Source organism: Jiangella anatolica, from assembly GCF_003236295.1.
In the GTDB taxonomy this organism is placed as follows: domain Bacteria; phylum Actinomycetota; class Actinomycetes; order Jiangellales; family Jiangellaceae; genus Jiangella; species Jiangella anatolica.
The window spans coordinates 25,243-44,008 of sequence record NZ_POTW01000055.1 but is presented as its reverse complement, the minus strand read 5'-3'; the positions used below and the strand labels follow the sequence as shown (position 1 = coordinate 44,008).

Below are 18,766 nucleotides of genomic sequence, written 5' to 3'. Positions count from 1 at the left end.
AGATGTGTATAAGAGACAGTACCAGCAGTGCCGAAATGTCCGGTCCGGACAGGTTGGCACCGCCGCGACCCGGCCGGAAGGACTATGCGTGGCCGGTAGACGCCATTGGCGCAAAGATGCCGCAGGTCAGGCCCGGCTGCGGGCGTCCTCTCGCTCGGCGAGGAGCGCCGCGGCGAGCACCGCCACGTCGTCGTCGCCGTGGCCGGCGGCGATGGCCCGGCGCATCTGGTCGTACGCGGCGCGCTGGACGCTCGTGTCGAGTCCGCGCCGGTCGGCGGCGTGGATCACGTGCTCCAGGCCGGCGGCGACGGTCTCCAGCCGCGCGATGTCCGCCTCGTACCGGCCGGCGTCGAGCCGCTCGGCCTGCTCGTCGACCGACCCCGCGAACAGCTCGGCGATCGGCCGCGCGAACGGGGCGAGGTCGGCGGCGTCGATCCCCTCGGCCTTGGCCAGCGCGAACCCGTGCGCCATCCCGGCGACCGCGGTCCAGAAGATGTCCAGCAGCGCGACGTCGAACGCGGCGGCCCGGCCGGGGTCGGCGCCGAGGTGGTGCTGCCGGCCGCCCAGCGCCGCCAGTGTCGCCGCGTGCCGCTGGTAGAGGTCGGCCGGGCCGCTGTAGATCAGCACCGCGTCCGGCGTGTCGATCGTCACCGTCGGCGTCATGATCGACCCGTCGAGGTAGTCGATGCCGTGATCGGCGGCCCAGGCCGCCAGCTCGCGGGCCGCGTCCGGGGAGTCGGCGGTCAGGTTGACGACGGCGCGGCCGCGCAGCGCGGCGGCGGCCGGCTCGAGGATCGCGCGGGCGACGGCGTAGTCGGACACGCAGACCACGACCAGGCCGGCGTCCGCGACCGCTTCGGCCACCGTCGCGGCCCGGGTGGCGCCGGCCGCGACCAGTTCGTCGCCCTTCTGCGGCGAGCGGTTCCAGACGGCGGTGGCGTGGCCGTGGGCGAGGAAGGCGCGGGCCAGCGCCTGGCCCATCTTGCCGAGTCCGAGGACGGTGACCTGGGGCGATGTCGTCATGCCGGTACGCTAAAGGTTCACGTCAACGTGAAGGTCAAGCGGAGGACAAGCATGCGGATCGGCGAGCTGGCCCGGCTGACGGGGACGACGGAGCGGGCCCTGCGCTACTACGAGGAGCAGGATCTGCTGCGGCCGGCCCGGCTGCCGAGCGGCTACCGCGACTACGCCCCGTCCGACGTCGAGACGGTCCGGCACGTGCGATCCCTGCTGGCGGCCGGGCTGCCGACGCACCTGATCGCCGAGCTGCTGCCCTGCATGGTCGACACCGGCGACGGCCTGATGCCCGGCTGCCGGTCGATGCTGGCGCCGCTGGAGTCCGAGCGCGACCGGATCACGGCGGCCATCGACGCGCTGACCGACGCCCGCGCGCTGCTGACCGGGCTCATCGACCGCACCCCGGCGGACGACTCCGAGTACGACGCCTGGATCGCGGCGCGGGACGCCGCCTGATGCCCGTGTACGAGCCGATGAGCCGCCGGGCCATCACCCGGTTCGCGGTGGCGGGCGGCGTCCTGACGGTCGCGGGGCTGCTGCTGCGGCCGGTGGCCCTCGGGGCGGCCGTGATCGTGTTCCTGGCGGCCCTCGGCGCCTTCGGGCTGGCCGGCTACGGCGTCCTCGATCGCGTCGTCGACCGGTGGCGGACCCGGCGCTGACCCGGCGCTGACTCGGCCGGGGTGACCGGACGCGTGCACCCGCGTCCGGCCGCCCCGTTCCGTGCGCCTCAGGCCGCGGGTGGGATGTTCACGTTGTGCCGGAACAGGTTCTCCGGGTCGTACTGCCGCTTGACCTGCGTGAGCCGCTCCCAGGTCGCGCCCGGGTAGGCCTCGCGCGCCCGCCGTGCGCCGTCCTCGCCGAGGAAGTTGACGTAGGCGCCGGGGTCGCCGTTCTCGGCGATCGCGGCGGTCTCGAGCACCCACTGCTCCCGCTCGGGCCGGGTGTCCGGGCCGTCCAGGAACGCTGCGACGTTGACCATGAAGGGGCGGCCGCGGTGGGCGTAGGCGGTCGCGTCGTCGGCGATCCGGGCGATGGCGCCGCCGAGCGGGCGGAACTGCGTCACCCGCATCGGCGCCGGAGCGGTCTCGAGCTGGTTCAGGACGCGGGTGACCGTGTCGAGACTCAGCTCGTCGGCGAAGAGGGTGCGCGCCGTGGCGGTGGGGTGGAACTCGCCCCCGCCGCCGCCCTCCTCGGCCGGGAACATCTCGGCGTAGGTGATGGGACGGACGAAGTCGGCCAGCGGCTCGGCCAGCGCACGGATGGGCGCCAGCACCTTCTCGCCCTCGTCGGCGGGGCCCGCATAGCAGACCAGCCCCAGCGCGACCAGCTGGCCGTGCAGGTCGGCGGGGATGAACGGCATCGGCGGCGCCGTCATCACGTTGACGATGACCGACAGCTCGTCGGGCGCGGCGGCCGCCTCGCGGAGGAACCCGTGCACGACGTCGGGGGTGGCCGGGAGCATGAGCATGCCGCCGACGACGCCCGGGACCTGGTGCAGCCGGTACTTGAACCGGGTGACGACGCCGAAGTTGCCGCCGCCGCCGCGGATGGCCCAGAACAGGTCGGGGTGGTTCTCGGCGTCGACCTGCAGGATCTGGCCGTCGGCCGTGACGACCTCGGCGGCGAGCACGTTGTCGATGGTCATGCCGTACTTGCGGGACAGGAAGCCGACGCCGCCACCGGTGGTGATGCCGCCGATGCCGACGGTGCCGGTGTCGCCGAAGCCGATCGCCAGCCCGTGCTCGGAGACGGTGTTGGTGACGTCGCCCGCGGTCAGGCCGGCCTGCGCCCACACCGTCCGCTCCTCGACGTCGACGGCGATGGCGCGCAGCCCGGCGAGGTCGATGACGATGCCGCTGTCGACGACGCTGTGGCCGACGAGGCTGTGCCCGCCGCAGCGGACGGAGAGCTCCAGGCCGGTCTCGCGGGCCAGCGTGACGACGCCGGCGACCTCGGCGGCGTCGGCCGGGCGGATGACGACGGCCGGCCTGGGGTCGAGGCCGCCGTAGAAGAGCCTGCGGGCGGCGTCGTAGCCGGCGTCGCCGGGTGCGACCACCTGGCCGCGGAAACGGGTGCGTAATGCGGAGACGTCGAGCGTGGTCATCTGGCAGTTCTCCTTCGGTCACCACGCCGGAGCCGAGTGCCCGTCCGGCGTGGTGACCATTCAAGCGGCAACCACTGACAGAATTCGCACGATTTTCCGCCGGGTGCTGTCAGCATTCTGTCAGCGCCCGCGGGTAGTCAGCCGGCCGGAACGGCCAGCCCGTCGATCAGCCCGTCGAAGACCGCGACCCGGTCGAACCGCATGGCGTAGTCGCGTGCCCGGGCCGCGACGGCCCGGCGGTCGTCGGCGGACAGCTCCAGCACGGCGCGGTCGAGCGCCGCGGCCAGCCCGGCCGGGTCGCCGGCGGCGATCTCGATGGCGGTGTCGCCGACGGACTCCGGGATGCCGCCGGTGGTCGTCGTGATGACCGGGCCGCCGCCGGACAGCATCGCCTCGACCAGCGCGATGCCGAACGTCTCGACGAACTCCGGCCGCGGCTTGCTGGGCAGCGCGAACGCGGCGCTGCCGGCCATGAGCAGCGGCTTCTCCTCGTCGCCGACGTCGGTGAGGAAGACGATGCGCTCGTCGCCGGCGGCCTGCGCCCGCAGCTGCGGCAGCTCCGGGCCGGTGCCGGCGATGACCAGGCCGACGTGGTCGCGGGCGGCCGATGCCTGGTACGCCGCGATCAGGTCGTCGACGCCCTTGGCCAGCGTGACCCGGGACAGGAACAGCGCGTACCCGTCGCGGCGCAGGCCACGGCGGGCCAGCGCGGCGTCGACGACGGCCGGCTCGAGGCCCACATACGCGGAGGTGTCGATGGGCGGGTAGCTGACGGTGACGCGCGCGGCGCACTCCTCGGCGAACCGGGTGCCGCAGACCGCGTCGACCTGCAGCGCCGACTCGATGATGAGGTCGCGGGTGTACTCCGACACCGCGACGCACGCGTCGTTGGCCAGGAACGTCGTCAACAGGAAGGCCGCGGCGCCGGCCCGTCCCTCGGCGATGCCGGTGCGCACGATGTTCGTGATGTCCGAGCCCACCGCCTTGGCGACCGTCCGGACGTTGAACCCGGCGCCGGTCGCTCGGGCGCCGTGCAGCGCCTCGAGTACGGCGTTCGTGTGCGGCGTCAGGTACATCGAGAGGCAGACCGTCGGGACGCCGTCGCTGAACAGCTCGTAGAGCCGGCTGGTCAGGCCGAGCGTGTACCGCCCGTCCGGGACGCGGTAGTCGCCGATCGGCTCCGGCCGCTCGACGGTGATGCCCGGGCTGTACGGCAGGATCGAGTCCAGCGGCTTGAGCGGCAGGCCGGCCGCCTGCAGCGCCGGCAGCGGCCAGGTGACGATGCGGACGTCGTCGAACCCCCGGGTGAGCGCTACCTCGGCGAGGTTGCGAGCCTCGCCCGAATGGCCGCAGATCACCGGATCGGCGCGGACGACGATCACCAGGCGGCGGGTGGGTCGGCTCATGGCAACACCTCCGAGTCTTCGCTAACCGTGTGTGCGGTCCGAGACCGACGGCGGACGCACCTTCGTCGCCCAGGCCGACGGTTCCGGTCCCAGTTCGATCTGCAGCCGGCCTCCGCCGTGCAGCTCGTTCCCCGTGATGTACCCCGCGTCGAGTGGCTTGCCGTTGAATGTCGCCGATTGGACGAACTGGGGTGCCGGTGTGGTTCCCGTCTCAACGCTGATCGGGGTCTCCCGATGCCCGATCGTCTCGATGAGGAACTCGTTGCCGCCGATCTCCAGGCTGGCCGTCGCGAACGCCGGCGCGTTGACCAGGAACACGTTCTGCCCGGCGACGGGGAACAGGCCCAGCGACGCCCACACGTACCACGAGCTCAGCGCGCCGGAGTCGTCGTTGCCGGGCAGCCCGCCGCGGGTCGGCGCGAACTGGTACGTCAGCGCGTGGTGGACGATCTCCGCCGTCCGGTCCGGCCGGCCCGCGTAGTGGTAGGCCCACGGCGCCTCCATGTCCGGCTCGTTGTTGAGGCCCTCGAACCGGTGCAGGGCCGCGCCGGCGGCGTACTCGTCGCCGAACGGCGGGGTGCCGAGCTGGCGGACCGGCGGCTGGCCGTAGCCGAAGAACTCGTCCAGCATGCCGACGAAGCGGTCGTCGCCGCCGGCCTGCCGGATCCTCGCGGCCATGTCGTGGAGCAGCCGGAACGAGTAGTTCCACCGACCGCCCTCGTAGTACGTCGACTTCTTCAGCAGCCCGGTGTCCGGCTCGAACGCGTTGACCCAGTACCGGGCCCGCTGCTCCAGCTCGTCGGCGAGCCGGCGGTCGCCCAGGCCGCGCGCGATGACGGCGGTGCAGTGGTAGCCGTAGGCGAGGTCGAGCGTGTGGGTGATCGGGTGCACGATGTCCTTCTCGACGAAGTCCTCGCCGTACACCCGGCGCAGGTCGTCCTGCATGTGCACCAGCGCCCAGTCCCAGTCGATGCCGTTCAGGCCGAGCAGGTACCCGTCGGCCAGCGCCGTGTGCGCGAGCGCGCTGCCCTGGCGGAAGAACCGGTCCGCGCCCTTGGCCATGCGGTAGCCGATGGGGAAGTTGCCCTCCTCCTCGCAGACCCGGATCAGCGACTCCAGCAGGGCGGCGCCCTTCTTCGGGGCGAGGGCCGTGATCAGCGGGATCTGCGTCTTGTAGATGTCCCACATCGTGCAGATGTCGAAGACGAACGGCCCCGACGTGGGCCAGAACGGGCTCTCGTCGTCGGCGAAGCACGGCTTGATGAGCGAGTGGTACAGGCTGGTCGCGAACACCGTCCGCCGCGCGTCCGTGCCGCCGTCGACCTTCACCTGATCGAAGTACGACGACCACTTCTTGCGGGTGCGCGACCGGCACTTGTCGAACCGCGTGCGGCCCAGCCCCAGCTCGTCGTCCAGATTTGCCCGGGCCTGCTCCGTCCCGCGCAGCGAGAAGCCCATCTTCAGCTCCACCGTCTGCCCGGCGACGGCCGGTCCCATGAAGATCAGCCCGAACGGCCGCAGCGTCGTGCGCCGGATGTAGTCGAAGTCCAGCCGCGTCCCGCCATCGACCAGCCGGCGGTCGTACCAGAGCAACTGGCGCCAGTCAGGCGTGTCGGCCTCGATGAAGACCGACAGCGGCACGCCCTCCATCACCAGCGTGCCCTCGGCCTGCCCGCGCCCCAGGCTCTGCAGGTGCGCGCGCAGCGGCACCGTCCGGCCGTGCTCGATCGCCAGCCCGCCGTACGAGAAGTCGACGACGACGCGGCCGCTGCGGCTCTCGGGGAACGTGTACCGGTGCACGGCCGTCTTCGCGCCCACCGTCACCTCGCAGCGGACCCCGGTGTCCAGCGTCGCCGCGTAGTATCCCGGCTCCGCCACCTCGTCGTGCAGCTTCCACAGCGTGCCCAGCGCGTCCAGCGGCTCGATCATCGGGGTGACGCGGAAGTAGTTGTAGTACTTGCGGATCGCGCCGGTGCCGGACTGCTGGAAGTGCGTGAACCCGGACGCCTGCTGCCGGTCGTACAGCTGCGTCGGCAGGCCCTCGGTGCTGATGCGGTAGACCCCGTAGCCGGTCGGGTACGCGCCGGAGTAGGCGCACGCGGACACCATGCCCAGCGGGTGGCTCGCGCCCGGGTGCGTGTTCCCCACCTGCGCCTTCGGCCACCACCATGTCGCGGCCAGCCCCTGCGCCGGCGGCAGGTCGGTGGCCATGGTGCCGATGAAGGGATCAACGCTGTCCAGTATGTTCTGCATTCTGCCTGTCCCGAGATGACCTGTCTGTAGCGTCGATATGAACGCTCCGTGACCTGGCCGTCAAGGCCTATCCGCCAGGTATGGCCGTTCGGGGCCCGCAGCTGCCGCGTGCGTCGCGCGGGGGCGGGACTGGGTAGCCTGTCCGCGGGGCCTCTAGCTCAATTGGCAGAGCAGCGGACTTTTAATCCGCGGGTTCAGGGTTCGATCCCCTGGGGGCCCACCCCACAGCAGGTCAGCGGCTCGACCCAGCGCGACCAGCAGCGGAGGCCATGCTTTACCCATGGTTTTCCGCCACCTTCGCCAGTAGAGCGTCATCGAGCAGGCCTGCGGCTGTCGGGTTCAACACACGCCGCGCCATGTACACATCCTGCGTCATCGACGGTCGTGAGTGCCCAAGCTGGTCCGCCACCTGACGCGCGGACTGGCCCGCATCGTCGAGAACCGTCGCCGTCGTCTTGCGGAACGCGTGCGACGTGATCCACGCCAAGGCCCCGTCGCCACGCACCTGACGGAGCACCTTCCGCACATTCGACGGATCACGCAGCCCACCGACCGTGCTCGCGAAAACCGGCTGATCAAGTCGGATGCCCTCAGCGAACCGGCGACGCAGCATGACGATGCCGAACAGCGGAAGCTGTAGCAGACGTTCACCAGCACTGGTCTTGGTCTTCTTCCGGATCAGACCGATGCCGGTCAGCCGGATCACGGTGTGCGTCAGTTCGACGGTTCCGGCTTCAAGGTCGATCTGCTCCCACATCACGGCCAGCGCTTCGCCGATGCGGCAGCCGGTAGCGAGCATGAACGTGGTCAGGTCGGGCAGGTCCCACCGCATGGCGATGGGCTCGCTGCGGAGCGTGTCGAGCCACATGGTCAGCTCGGCTTCGGTGAGCGCCCGCGGCGGGTTCTTCGGCTCGGCTTCGATGCTGTCGACCTCGCGCACGGGGTTGACCGCCATGACGCCGTATCGCACCACCAGCTTCATGACGCCGGAGATGATGCTCCGGCAGGTCTTCGCGGTCGCCGCGCCGGACTGTTTCTTGATCTTCGCGATGATCTTGTCCAGGAGCGGTGTCGAGATCTCCCCGAGACGGACCTCACCGAGTGCAGGCCGCACGTGGTTCTTGATGTGGCGTTCGTAGAGCTCCAACGTGCCCGCGGACCGCTTGCCAGCCTCGACACGCTCTTTGAACTTCGCCAGGTAGAGGTCAATGGCGTCGGAGCAGCGGTGCAACGCCGTGAGATCACCCGTACGGCCAGCCTTCGCCCGCACCGTCAGCTTCTCGCGTAGTGCGTTGGCAGCGGCGGTGGGCGTCTTACCGTGGGCCTCGACTGGCCTTGTGCGACCGTCGAATTCGCGGAACTGGGCGATCGCGCGATGCCGAATCGGCTTGCCCTTGGCGTCGGTCTTGTCGACGTAGGTGCGGATCTTGCCCCACGTGCCGATCGGCAGCGGCGCGCGACCCATTACGCAACCTCGAACTGTGCCGCAAACCACGCCTCGACATCGGCGCGCACGTACCGCAGACCACGGCCTACCCGAGCGGCCGGCGGACCGTAGTTCTTCCACCGCCACTGGTAGAGCGTCGCCTTGGGCACGCGCAGGTAGGCGGCGACGTCGTCGACCGTCCAGGTCGGTTCGACTGTCTCAGCCATAAGATTTCTCCCTGCTATCACCAACGGATTCTTGTGCGGCGGGCCCATCGGCCACGCCGGCGGCGAAGGTCTGTGCCTCGGCGCGTCGGATGCGGGCGAGGTTGGCCGAGCGGGTGGCGTTGGCGGCGGCCGCGGTGTCGAGGTAGCCGCGTCCGGCGTAGCGCCAGCTGCCGACGACGACCGTCGTGGCGGTGTCTTCGGTGTCGGCCTGGTCGACGTCGAGAACGTCTCGTACGTCGGCGTCGGTGGGGAGCTGGGCGCGGCGTTGCCGCCATTGCCGGCGGGCGGTGCGGAGCGCGCCGAAGGTCACGCTGTAGGCGCGGCTCTTGGTGATGGGGTGGCCGCGGTAGCCGAGCGTGGCGTAGCGGTCCTTCAAGCGCTGGTAGTCGTCGTGGATGGGCACGAGCTGCTGTGCGGCCTTGATGAGGCGGACGGCGTGCGGGGTCGCGCCGTGCTTGGCGGCGTGGCCGGCGCTGTAGAGCTTCCCGGCGACGGGGAGCCCGAAGTCCTCGGTCGACTTGGTCAGGTACTTGGCGAGGTACGCGGCGACCTGGTGCGGGTGCGCCGGACCGGCCTGGTTGTCGCGGCCGGTACCGGGCGTGATGGTGCGCAGGTCGAGCTGCCGGCCCCACCGCAGCCGCAGCGTCTGCCCGCCGGGGATGGGCACGTCCTTGTGCACGTGCGCGGCGGCGTGGCGTACCGCGTCCTCGAGGTCGGTCACCGTCAGCGGCAGCTGCGGCGGGGTGGTGGGGCCGTCGGGACCGTCGAGGCGGATGACGACGTGGAAGTGCACGACGCCGCGGGCCTGGAACTCCACGACGCGGGTGTAGGACACCTTGGCCGCGCTCGTGAACGCCTTCATCGACAGGCCGGCGGCGCGGGCGAGGCGGCGGCGCAACGCCATAGTGAAGTACCGCCACAGCTGCGGCGCCCACCACTGCCACGCGGCGTGGGCGGTGTAGTCGTAGCACTCGTGGCACAACGGCTGACCGACCTGCGGGTCGTCGGCGTCGTGCCGCCGCACGCACGACAGCGGCCGTCCGTGCGGGCAGCGCGGGCGATCGCGCCTGGCCCGGCACGGCGACGTGCGGCCGTTGGCGGGTCGGGTGTGGCGGTGAACGGCCCCGAACGATGGCGCGGTGAAGGTCGCGAACGTCGCCGGATGCTGCGCCACCGTCTCCGGGACGCTCTTCCCGCCGGCCAGGCCGCAGGACAGCAGGTGCCACGCGTCGCCCTTGTACTCACGGCTGCAGGACGGGCAGACGGCGGCGCGGCGGTTGCCGCAACGGACGTACGTGTGCCCGTCGGGCTCGTCGTCGGACGAGTACGCGCGCACGACCTCACCCGTGCTCGCGTTGATCGTGGTCGACGAGCCGGTCAGCCGGATCGGATTGACGCAGCCGCGGGCCTGCTCGCCGGCCCTGCTGCGCGACAGCGACGCCAGCTGGAACACCAGCTCCGCGTGTGTCAGCTCCGGCGCGCTCATGCGACCGCTCCGCTCTCGCCGTCCTTGTCGGTGACGACGGTGAAGCCGTGGCGTCGCGGTGCCGGCTGCGCGGCCGGGAACTGCTGGGCCATGGCGCGGATGTCGTCGTCGGTGACCCAGGTGAAGCGGAGCCGGACCGGGGTGGGGTCGCCCTTGACGAGCACGTAGCCGGTGCCGGGCTGCGAGTCCGGGATGGCTTCGGCGTGTGCGCCGCGTTCCCAGGCGTCCTTGCCGAGCACCATCTCGACCTCGGATGCGGTGTCCAGCCGGAGCGCGATCTTGGTGGGGAACAGGCCGCGGGCGTCGACGACGGACTTGCGGGGGTCCTGGACAAACGCGAGCACCGAGACGGCGGCGGCGCGCCCCTGGGACAGGACGATCTTGAGGGCCTTGTTGACCTGGTGCTTGAGCTTGGTGTCGTCCTGGTAGTCGGTCAGGTAGGCCAGCTCGTCGATGACCAGCACGACGAACGGCTCGTCAGTCGTGGGGGTGTGCTTGCGGGTGTGGCCGCGCAGTCGCTTCGATCGCTCGCGCACGAGGTCGGCGGCGTCGGCGACGAGCCGGACCATGTCGCCGGGCTCGTCGTCGGCGGCCAACCGGGAGAACAGCGCGTGACCGATCGCCAGCTCCATGCCGCCCTTCGGGTCCACGCCCCACAGCTGGACCACACCCGACGGGATCGCCGGCGCGAGCGCCCGCACGGTCGACCACAGCGCCGACCCCTTGCCGGAGTCGGTCATCCCAGCCGTCAGAACGTGCCGGTACAGCAGCCGCAGCCGGTAAAGGTCGCCGTCCTCGGTGAACCCGACCGGCAGCGCCTCGAAGTCCACAGCCCGCGCATCCAGCCGCATCTGCGGGATCGGGTCGGTGAGCGGGTCGCCGGTGCTGAACGACAGCGTCACCGTGCCCGGCTCATCGCTGCGGACGCGGACCTGGGTCACGCCGAACGCGTGCGCCAGCGCGTCGGCACGGTCGGCATAGTCGGCCGGCGACTGACCCGCCAGCAGCCGCACGCGCACGGCGTCGGCGGCCGGATGCGCCGTGACGCCGATCAGCTCGGGCGCGACCTGCCGGCCGAACGAGCCGGCAACGGTGAGGCCGCAGCCGGCGGCGACGGCCGGCCAGTGCTTGCGGTAGATCCGCCGGTACCGCCACCGGCCCCGCACCTGCGCGGCGACGCGTTCCGCGGACTCCGGGTGCGCGAGCCGCCACACCACCCAACCCACCGTCGGCAGCACGAGCAGCAGGACCAGGCCGCCCGCGCCGACCACGCTGTAGGCGAGCAGCAGCAGGCAGCCGGCGGCGAACACGGCCGGGAGCCGGTGCAGCAGCATCAGCGGCGTGGCGGTCACCCAGCCCAGGCCGCGCAGCAACCGCCGGACCAGCGAGTCGCGATCACGCAGGTTCTGCACGAACGCCGCGAAGATCTTGATGGTCTTCGAGGTCAGTTCGGGTCGAGGGCTCATCGAAGCAGCCCTTCAAGAGCCGTCAGCTCCGCGTGCCGCGCATGCGCGGTGGCGTGGCAGGAGTCGCAGACGGTGTCGCCGGTGCCGGGGTGGAACCACGCCTTGACGGCCTCCACCAGCCGGCCGCAGACGGAACACGCCACCATCGCGGACGTCATGGGCGATCACCACAACGCGTCACTGCCGCGTGGCGGGCGGCGTCGGACCGCTCGGCTTGCACCTCGTCGGCACCGATCATGAGAACGGCGACGGTCAGCAGCTGGGCGAGGACGATGCCGAGTGCGGCGAGCGGGAGTCGCCAGGTCGTAGGCTTGGACACACCAATCCCCTCCATTCGGGGGTGTTGATTGGGCCACCGGGGACGGGGTTGGTTTCCTAGGCCTGTCACCCGTCCCCGGTGGGGACTCATCGCGAGACCGCGGGCACTCCTTGGCCGTTGGTCGCGTCGCTCACCGCGGCCAGCCGCACCACCAGCGCGTCATCCGACGCCGCCGGGTACAGCCAGGCCGGAAGCTGGGCGTGCACGATCGCCAGCCAGTCCGCGAGCACGGCCGCGCCACGCTGGTCGAACGACACATCGCGCGGGGACCAGGCGACCCGGCCGCCCAGCGTGGCCACCAGGCGCACGAGGTTCTTCTCCCCGCTGGACATGACCCCGAACGCCCGCACGTGCGGCGAGGCCTTTGGGCCTTGCGCGTGCCACTCCCAAAACGCCGCGTCGTCGTCCGGTGCCGGGTGCCGGCGCTCGTACTCCACCCACGCGGCACCATCGCCCTCGCTCTCGTTCACGGCCTGTGTGATGACATCCAGCCAGTCGGGGTGGTCGTCGATGCGCCCGGCGATCCGCTCGACCAGCTGCCGCACCCACGGATGCCGGCCAGCGAGCCAGTCAGCGGCCGCGTAGGCGTCGGTCGGGACCTCGATGACGGTCATCGTCAGGCCGCCTTCTCACCCGACGTGGCCTTGCCGGCGTCCTTGCGCGGCGTGTGCGACGCGATCCCACCGGCCCGCCACGACTCGACCAGCTGACCCGTCTTCGTCGCCCGCGCCGACGCCACCAGGTCACCGAACTCGATCGGCGAGTAGTCCGCGATCTCCGGCCGCAACGGCACCGGAACCGTCACCAGCGCCCGCGCCGTCAACTCCCGGTCGAACGACACCGTCCGGTAGATGACCTCCACACCCCACAACGGCAGATGCGTCTCCTCATCGATCGCCTGACGCTCAGACTGCCGACGCGACCCGTCCGGCGTGTCCTCCCACTCATGCACCGGGTTGACCACACCGGTCGCCAGCATCGACTGCCGCTTGCTGTCCACTGCATAGGTCGCCATGACCTCTCCTCTCGTAACGGGGTCTCTCCCCGATCTCGCACCCGGAGGCGTGCGAGACGTCTTCAGACTGCACTATGTCGACATAGTGCGTCAAGTTTGTATACCATGGCCGCATGGTTTACAAAAGCTGCACATAGTGCGGCAACAAGTGCCGCGCCCTGGACGGAGGCGATGGATGTCGAGCGCGCCCGCGTTTCGCCAGCTCGCGGACGATTTGCGCGGGCGGATCGCGGCGGGGGAGCTGCCGCCGGGAAGCCAGCTGCCGTCCATGACCAAGCTGCGCGAGCAGCACAACGTGTCCAGCACCGTCGTGCGGGACGCGCTCAACGAGCTGCGCCGCGACGGGCTGATCGTCGGCCGCCAGGGCAAGGGCGTATTCGTCGCCGACGACGTGAGCGCTGCGGCTCGTCGCCCTGACGACACCCAGGCACGGCTTGATCGCCTCGAAGAGGCCGTGCGCACGCTGACAGAGCGCGTCGACGACCTAGCCGCCGGCCGCCCATGACGAGGGGCAGGCGTGCTTCGTTCGATGCTGCGGGCCGTCACACCACCAGCAGAACCCTGCCCGCAAGGGGTCGCCCGGACAAACTGTCCGGGTACGTGACTGACCTGCTGACCTATCGTTGACACCATGCATGGAGCAGGGGACACCCTCAGCATCGGAGAGCGCATCGCGTTCTACCGAGTGCGGCGCGGCCTGACCCAATCCGTGCTCGCCAACCTCGTGGGCCGATCCGAGGACTGGCTCAGCAAGATCGAGCGCGGTGAGCGCGACATCCGGCGACTTGACGTCATCACCGAGCTGGCGCGCGCTCTGCGCGTCACGCTGGCCGACCTCATCGGGCAACCGGTCCTCGTCGAGGACGACCGCGCCAACGATGACGTGCCGGCCATCCGCGATGCGCTCATGAGTCCTCGTCGGCTCTCCCAGTTGCTGTTCAATCAGACCGCTGTCGTGCAGATCGACGTCACGCACGCCGAGCGGATGACCGCCGCTGCGTGGGATGACTACCAGAACGGCGGACTCGGCCGAACGATTGCCGTCCTGCCTCAGCTGCTCGAATCTGCTCAAGCACTCGAAGCCGAGGGAACCCGGGCCGGCTGGCGAGTGTCCGCCAGGGTGCATCACCTCGCCGCCACGACGCTCAGCAAGATCGGCGAGGTCGACCTCGCATGGATCGCGGCCGAGCGAGCCATGAGCGCCGCCGGCCAGTCCGAAGACCCCCTTGCGCTCGCCTCAGCCGCCCGCGCCGGCACTCACGCGCTCCTGTCCGTCGGCCGCTACGACGACGCCCTACAAGTCGGGGACGCGGCCCGCAGCTGGTTGGCAGGCACAGTCCACGCCGGCGAGCCCGAAGCGCTCAGCCTGCTCGGCATGCTCGACTTACGCATGGCCGTGGCCGCTGCCCGCCGACAAGACCGCGCCACCACGACGCAACTGCTTGATCGAGCCGCCGATGCAGCGGACCAGTTGGGCCACGACGCGAACCACTGGCAGACCGCCTTCGGTCCGACCAACGTCCACGTGCATCGCGTCACCACGGCGTTGGATCTCGGGGACGTCGCCTACGTGGCCGAGCATGGCCCGCGCATTGACCCGAGCCCGCTGCCCGTTGAGCGGCAGGTCTGCCACCGCATCGATGTCGCCCGTGCCTACAGCCATCTCGCCCAGGACGACGAGGCCGTCGACGCGCTCCTCACGGCCGAGCAGCAGGCACCACAGCTGGTCCGCCACAACCCAGCCGTCCGCGAGACCGTCCGGGCGATCTACCGCCGCTCACCCGTCACCATGGGCGGTCGTCAGTCCATCGTCATGCAGCTCGCGGAACGCTGCCGAGCCGTATGACCGGCCCCATTCTCGGACTCATCGCCTGCGCAGCCGGCGGCATCGAAGACCTCCGAACCGAGTTGATCGAGCCCATGCAGCGCGACGGCTGGACCGTCGCCGTCACCGTCACACCGACGGCCGCAACCTGGCTACGCGCCTCGGGGGAGTTCGACAAGATCCAGGAGGCAACGGGCCTGCCTGTGCGCGACCAAGCCCGCCTGCCCAGCGAGACGAGTCCCCATCCGCAAGTCGACTGCTATGCGGTCATTCCCGCAACTGCGAACACCGTCGCGAAGCTCGCCCTCGGCATAGCCGACAATTACGCGCTCACCAGCGTGGGCGAGGCCATCGGCAACGGAACGCCGCCGATCGTCATCTTCCCTCGCATCAACGCAGCACACGCAGCGCACCCCGCGTGGAGCGGGCACGTCGATACCCTCCAAAGCGCAGGCGTTCACCTTGTGATGGGGGACGACGTCTGGCCCCTGTACGCCCCACGCATGTCGCCTAGGCGTGGACTCCCTTGGACGAAGATCCGCCACGCCATTGTCGAAACGACTGAGCGCCTGTAGACCCCCATCCGAGCGTTACGGTTTACCTGGTGAACGCCGCACCTCGCGCGTCTGCGCCCGGCAGCGAAGTCTTGTCGGAGCCACTCCGAACGCCGACCTCGAATGTACTGCCCAAACACGCGTTCCAGCAGCACGAGCGTCGGGCTCGCGATCGGCATCTTGTGATGGAATGCGCAGGTGGACGCCAACCTTGAGCCGGACCAGCCGCGGATCCCCGCCGCGACCCTGAGCCCTGGACCTTCGTGCCTATCATGCAATCAGCACTTAGCCGTCCCCGACGCAGTGATGTTCGGCTACTACTTCCGGCGACTGCAGATCAGGTGCGAATGTGGAGGGCAAGCCAGCCTCTGGGATCTCCTGCGTGACAGCATTGGGAATGAGAATCCTATGCTCCCAGGCGCAATAACTGCTGGGCTTGGCTCGTGGCAACTTGGCACGATTGTGCTTCGGCGCGGCGAAGGACTGGTGTTCGACTTTGCAAGTATCGGCATTCCGGCCGACGCAAAAATTCACGCTGTAAACTTCACTCCGCAGGATGGGACTGAGGAAGGGGTGCTTATGCCGGCGATCATGAGTCAACACTACGGCCGAACCATCCCGCACCAACTCGCCATCTTTCCCAGGCCGCTTGGGGATCCGCCGGAAACGACGACCGTGGCAAGTTCTTTGCGCGTTTCAATCTATGAGCGACGATCCAGGCATAGGGGCACTTTTCGATGCATCCGATGAATTGGCGGCGGGAGAGTATAGGAGGGTGATCGTTCCAGCGGCTGTCGCCGTCGAGAGAAGGTTGTATGGGTTCCTCAAATCACATTACTCGCAATTTGCCGTGGCCGATCGGGTAGACGATATGTTGCAGCGTGGGGCAACGTTCAGTCACCAGTTGAAGATCCTCCTACCTTCAGTCATGGCTGAGCGCGGTGCGCCGGCGGTCACGCAGGAGTTGCATGAGGCACTTGGAGACCTCGTCAGCCTAAGAAATGCCGTCGCACATCGGCACCAGCCGATCACTCGCGGGCAGGCGATTAGAGTCCTCTTGGCGGCGGTGTTCTGCTACTGGTACTTGGCCTTGTACGGCTGACAGGCGGCGCCGCTCTGTATCCGTACAGAGCTTGACGGAGCCTCCAAGACCGATGCTCTACCTTTCTAGGGCATGCTCAATAAGGCGCCTTTTGACGTCCTCCGTTAGGCCGATCTCCCCAGCGGCAGCTGTCGGACCCATCAGCCTCTTAGCATCCTCCAAGGTTTCGCGGATCTTACGGCGCACAATCCGCGGAGCGAGACCCTGGAGCTGCGAGCGCAACTCATCCGCGAGCTCGATGAGATCCGGGGGAACGGCGTCCATTACGGACATGTTGAGCATGAGAGGAAGCGACTCCTCGGAACTCCGCGAAAGCCTAGAACGTACAGGTCCGATTGAAAGGTAGTTCAGCATAAAGTCTGGACTCATCGCGGGCGACGCCGGCGGCTTCTCCACTATTCGTGATGGGAGTTGTGCGGCAACTCTGAACGCGGTGCCGGCGAGTGTTAGCCACCAAGATCTGTATCCGAAGGCAGATCTCCGCTCTCCGCGTTCCTGACGTCTCATTGCTATGCCGACATAGTTTTCCACGTCATGGGCTACTAGCTTGTCGCGGGTGATCGAGTCCATTGCGGGGAGCCCTATAGCGGCGTTTCGCTCGTCGCGAGCGTCACGCGCCTCGTGCCAAATTTCAGCAACGGCGCCGCGCAATTCAGTAGAAGCCTTGTTTGCAAAGTCTGTGAGGGGGCTCAGGCTAATGCCGTGCTCTTCCTCTAAATAGTCGAGAAGATCCGCTTCGCGCTCCCGGCCGCAGAAGTTCTCCAGCCACTGCCCAAAAGTCGAGGTGTCCCGGCCGGCGAGTTTATACGCTGTATACAAGAATGGAGGGCGGCCTTCTGCGCCTCCGCCTCCACGTAACGCGCTCGCGTACACATTCGATCGATGGATATGTGTCACCAGCTCTTCAAGTACGCCCTCCGTAATGTACAGCTGCAACCCTGCTTCTCGTGAAGCGCTCAGGAGTTGGGTATGCGAGCGCGAGCCGAGGTCCAGTAATTCTTCGGCCAAGAGGGGTAGGACTACGTTGGTGTCGAGCCAAAGATCGGCATCTGAGAACATCTTCACAACGGCCGACTGAACGTCCGGCGTCTCGCGCATGAAGGCGAAAAGGGTATATGTGTCTGCCAGATTCCTAAGATAGCGCCTCACAGCTTCGGGCGGTTCGATGAGCAGCGACTGTATCGTCGCAGCGAGGACGTGGGCCGGAATCTTTGGGGCGATGGAGCGCTGAACGATGACCTTGTCGACGATCGCCTCAATGTCGGTGTACTTTACTTCCTCGCCCAATTCGTGTGTCACCGCTGACGCGAAGGCTTCGCCGCGGTCGAGCAATACGCGCTCGATCACTGCGCGCGAAAAGTCGACGAGATCGTCGAGGTCCTTCTCTGTCAGGATTTCCGCACTATTCTCCGCGGCAGATGTCGCGACCGCCCGCCTGAGCTCCCGCCGCAGTGATTCATCCAATGCCTGGAGTTGCGTCAGTCTCTCAGCTAGTCTCAGTCGCTCGTCCCATGTAAGGCAAAATTCGTCGATCTTCTTCCAGTGCCGAATATACCGTCGATTACGGTCAGACAGTCTGCTTAGGGCGCCGTTTACCTGAGTCCTGAGAACGTCGACGTTGTGCGCCGGGAGCAGCTTCCGCGTGTGTTCATGGATCGTTTCGCGGACCATACGTTGGCCATCGTCACTCGTCGTATCGCGAAGGATGGATCGGACGATCGCCTCGAAGCATAGTTTGGTGAGCCCTTTCTCCTTATTATCGTCAGCCCATTGAAGGCCCAGATAAAGAAAGGCTGCCTTCGCTTCTAAGTCGTCGAGCGCTTGCGCCTGACGTTCGATCGCGGCGACGGGAGCAGCCAGCATTGGATCTACGATCTGGCGCGCCAATTCCTCGGCCTCGGCTATTGTCGCGCTGGAATCATTCCTGTGAGTTACAAACCATTCGCGATCACGGGGGTCAAGGTGGATTTTGTGCTTCTCGCGCACGTTCTTCCGTGCTTTAGCGTGCTCACCGCCCGTCAGTTGATTCGTGATGAAGATGAGAACGCGCACCTCGGGGAAAGTCACCTTAATGCGCGTGCATGTCTCATTAATCTTCGCCTGCCAGTCCTTCCGGACGGACATCTGAACCAGAACCGACGGGTCGTCCTCGACCTGGAATAGGAGGCCGTCAGCTCCGAGGTCGCCGCTCTCGCTGGCTGTCGGTCGCAGCGAGGGGAGCTCGTCCGCGAGAAAGACGGTCGCCACGCGTTCGAACAGCCGCCACTGAGTACCTTCCAGGCCCGTTAGCGCGACCTCAAACCTCTCTGCGGCGATCGCCATCCGTTGCCCCCTTCAGGCATCACAGAGTAGCGGGATTCTAGAGGCAGTGCTTCTGATTCGCCGCGTGAAATGTGAGAATTTTCTGTACTCCGTCAAGGCGGCTCGCTGCGCTCGCCGCGCGGCCCGCTCGGCTGCGGGCCGGGTCGGGCATGCGGCCTGGCGGCCGGTCCCTCCCGCGGCCCGGCCGGCGGCCGCCGGGCATGCAGAAGGCCGGCGACGGTGGAGTGGTTCCACCATCGCCGGC

The 18,766-nt window shown here is 68.5% G+C and carries 18 protein-coding genes and 1 tRNA gene; 7 read left to right on the top strand and 12 right to left on the bottom strand.

Features of this window, described 5'->3' with window-relative positions:
* Nucleotides 1-126 precede the first annotated feature (126 nt).
* Nucleotides 127-1,023 carry an NAD(P)-dependent oxidoreductase gene (locus tag C1I92_RS20660; RefSeq protein WP_111256537.1) on the bottom strand — a complete coding sequence of 299 codons (897 nt, stop codon included), beginning with the start codon at nucleotides 1,021-1,023 and terminating at the stop codon, nucleotides 127-129.
* A gap of 51 nt (nucleotides 1,024-1,074) precedes the next feature.
* On the opposite strand from C1I92_RS20660, the gene C1I92_RS20655 reads away from it, so the two are divergent.
* Nucleotides 1,075-1,473 (top strand): MerR family transcriptional regulator, encoded by a 399-nt coding sequence (locus C1I92_RS20655; protein WP_111256536.1) that lies wholly within the window; start codon nucleotides 1,075-1,077, stop codon nucleotides 1,471-1,473.
* Nucleotides 1,473-1,676, top strand: coding sequence for a hypothetical protein (locus C1I92_RS20650; RefSeq protein WP_111256535.1), 204 nt, complete (start codon nucleotides 1,473-1,475; stop codon nucleotides 1,674-1,676). The genes C1I92_RS20655 and C1I92_RS20650 overlap by 1 nt, the downstream gene beginning before the upstream one ends.
* A gap of 68 nt (nucleotides 1,677-1,744) precedes the next feature.
* Here the strand turns inward: C1I92_RS20650 and C1I92_RS20645 are convergent, their stop codons facing one another.
* The 3 genes from C1I92_RS20645 to C1I92_RS20635 form a co-directional block, all read right to left on the bottom strand.
* The gene (locus C1I92_RS20645) at nucleotides 1,745-3,121 is read right to left on the bottom strand and encodes an FAD-binding oxidoreductase (RefSeq protein WP_111256534.1); all 1,377 of its coding nucleotides are present in this window, start codon (nucleotides 3,119-3,121) and stop codon (nucleotides 1,745-1,747) included.
* 137 nt (nucleotides 3,122-3,258) lie between these two features.
* Nucleotides 3,259-4,527: a glycosyltransferase gene (locus tag C1I92_RS20640; RefSeq protein ID WP_111256533.1), complete on the bottom strand. Its 1,269-nt coding sequence runs from the start codon at nucleotides 4,525-4,527 to the stop codon at nucleotides 3,259-3,261.
* Between the two features lie 21 nt (nucleotides 4,528-4,548).
* A complete protein-coding gene (locus C1I92_RS20635) occupies nucleotides 4,549-6,780 on the bottom strand; it encodes a glycoside hydrolase domain-containing protein (RefSeq protein WP_111256532.1) in 2,232 nt (743 codons plus the stop codon).
* A 147-nt stretch (nucleotides 6,781-6,927) separates the two neighbouring features.
* On the opposite strand from C1I92_RS20635, the gene C1I92_RS20630 reads away from it, so the two are divergent.
* A tRNA-Lys gene (locus C1I92_RS20630) sits at nucleotides 6,928-7,000 on the top strand.
* Nucleotides 7,001-7,054: 54 nt separating this feature from the next.
* Here the strand turns inward: C1I92_RS20630 and C1I92_RS20625 are convergent.
* From C1I92_RS20625 to C1I92_RS20600, 7 genes are all read right to left on the bottom strand, one after another.
* Nucleotides 7,055-8,245 carry a site-specific integrase gene (locus C1I92_RS20625; protein ID WP_111256531.1) on the bottom strand — a complete coding sequence of 397 codons (1,191 nt, stop codon included), beginning with the start codon at nucleotides 8,243-8,245 and terminating at the stop codon, nucleotides 7,055-7,057.
* The gene (locus C1I92_RS20620) at nucleotides 8,245-8,433 is read right to left on the bottom strand and encodes a helix-turn-helix transcriptional regulator (protein WP_111256530.1); all 189 of its coding nucleotides are present in this window, start codon (nucleotides 8,431-8,433) and stop codon (nucleotides 8,245-8,247) included. Before C1I92_RS20620 ends, C1I92_RS20625 begins: the two co-directional genes overlap by 1 nt.
* Entirely contained in the window at nucleotides 8,426-9,919 is a 1,494-nt protein-coding gene (locus tag C1I92_RS20615; RefSeq protein ID WP_111256529.1) for a replication initiator, read from the bottom strand. The genes C1I92_RS20620 and C1I92_RS20615 overlap by 8 nt, the downstream gene beginning before the upstream one ends.
* A complete protein-coding gene (locus tag C1I92_RS20610) occupies nucleotides 9,916-11,385 on the bottom strand; it encodes an FtsK/SpoIIIE domain-containing protein (protein ID WP_111256528.1) in 1,470 nt (489 codons plus the stop codon). Before C1I92_RS20610 ends, C1I92_RS20615 begins: the two co-directional genes overlap by 4 nt.
* Nucleotides 11,382-11,543, bottom strand: coding sequence for a hypothetical protein (locus C1I92_RS33945; RefSeq protein ID WP_158564216.1), 162 nt, complete (start codon nucleotides 11,541-11,543; stop codon nucleotides 11,382-11,384). Before C1I92_RS33945 ends, C1I92_RS20610 begins: the two co-directional genes overlap by 4 nt.
* A gap of 247 nt (nucleotides 11,544-11,790) precedes the next feature.
* Nucleotides 11,791-12,318: a hypothetical protein gene (locus C1I92_RS20605; protein WP_111256527.1), complete on the bottom strand. Its 528-nt coding sequence runs from the start codon at nucleotides 12,316-12,318 to the stop codon at nucleotides 11,791-11,793.
* 2 nt (nucleotides 12,319-12,320) lie between these two features.
* Nucleotides 12,321-12,719, bottom strand: coding sequence for a hypothetical protein (locus C1I92_RS20600; RefSeq protein ID WP_146605218.1), 399 nt, complete (start codon nucleotides 12,717-12,719; stop codon nucleotides 12,321-12,323).
* Between the two features lie 175 nt (nucleotides 12,720-12,894).
* On the opposite strand from C1I92_RS20600, the gene C1I92_RS20595 reads away from it, so the two are divergent.
* From C1I92_RS20595 to C1I92_RS33425, 4 genes are all read left to right on the top strand, one after another.
* Nucleotides 12,895-13,224 (top strand): winged helix-turn-helix domain-containing protein, encoded by a 330-nt coding sequence (locus C1I92_RS20595; protein ID WP_111256525.1) that lies wholly within the window; start codon nucleotides 12,895-12,897, stop codon nucleotides 13,222-13,224.
* A gap of 126 nt (nucleotides 13,225-13,350) precedes the next feature.
* Nucleotides 13,351-14,565 carry a helix-turn-helix domain-containing protein gene (locus C1I92_RS20590; protein WP_111256524.1) on the top strand — a complete coding sequence of 405 codons (1,215 nt, stop codon included), beginning with the start codon at nucleotides 13,351-13,353 and terminating at the stop codon, nucleotides 14,563-14,565.
* Nucleotides 14,562-15,119: a flavoprotein gene (locus C1I92_RS20585; RefSeq protein ID WP_199521424.1), complete on the top strand. Its 558-nt coding sequence runs from the start codon at nucleotides 14,562-14,564 to the stop codon at nucleotides 15,117-15,119. The genes C1I92_RS20590 and C1I92_RS20585 overlap by 4 nt, the downstream gene beginning before the upstream one ends.
* Before the next feature lie 682 nt (nucleotides 15,120-15,801).
* The gene (locus tag C1I92_RS33425; RefSeq protein WP_146605217.1) at nucleotides 15,802-16,200 is read left to right on the top strand and encodes a hypothetical protein; all 399 of its coding nucleotides are present in this window, start codon (nucleotides 15,802-15,804) and stop codon (nucleotides 16,198-16,200) included.
* Between the two features lie 57 nt (nucleotides 16,201-16,257).
* Here C1I92_RS33425 and C1I92_RS20575 read toward each other — a convergent pair whose 3' ends face one another.
* Nucleotides 16,258-18,522, bottom strand: a complete 2,265-nt coding sequence (locus C1I92_RS20575) for a hypothetical protein (RefSeq protein ID WP_111256522.1) — start codon at nucleotides 18,520-18,522, stop codon at nucleotides 16,258-16,260.
* Nucleotides 18,523-18,766: the final 244 nt, after the last annotated feature.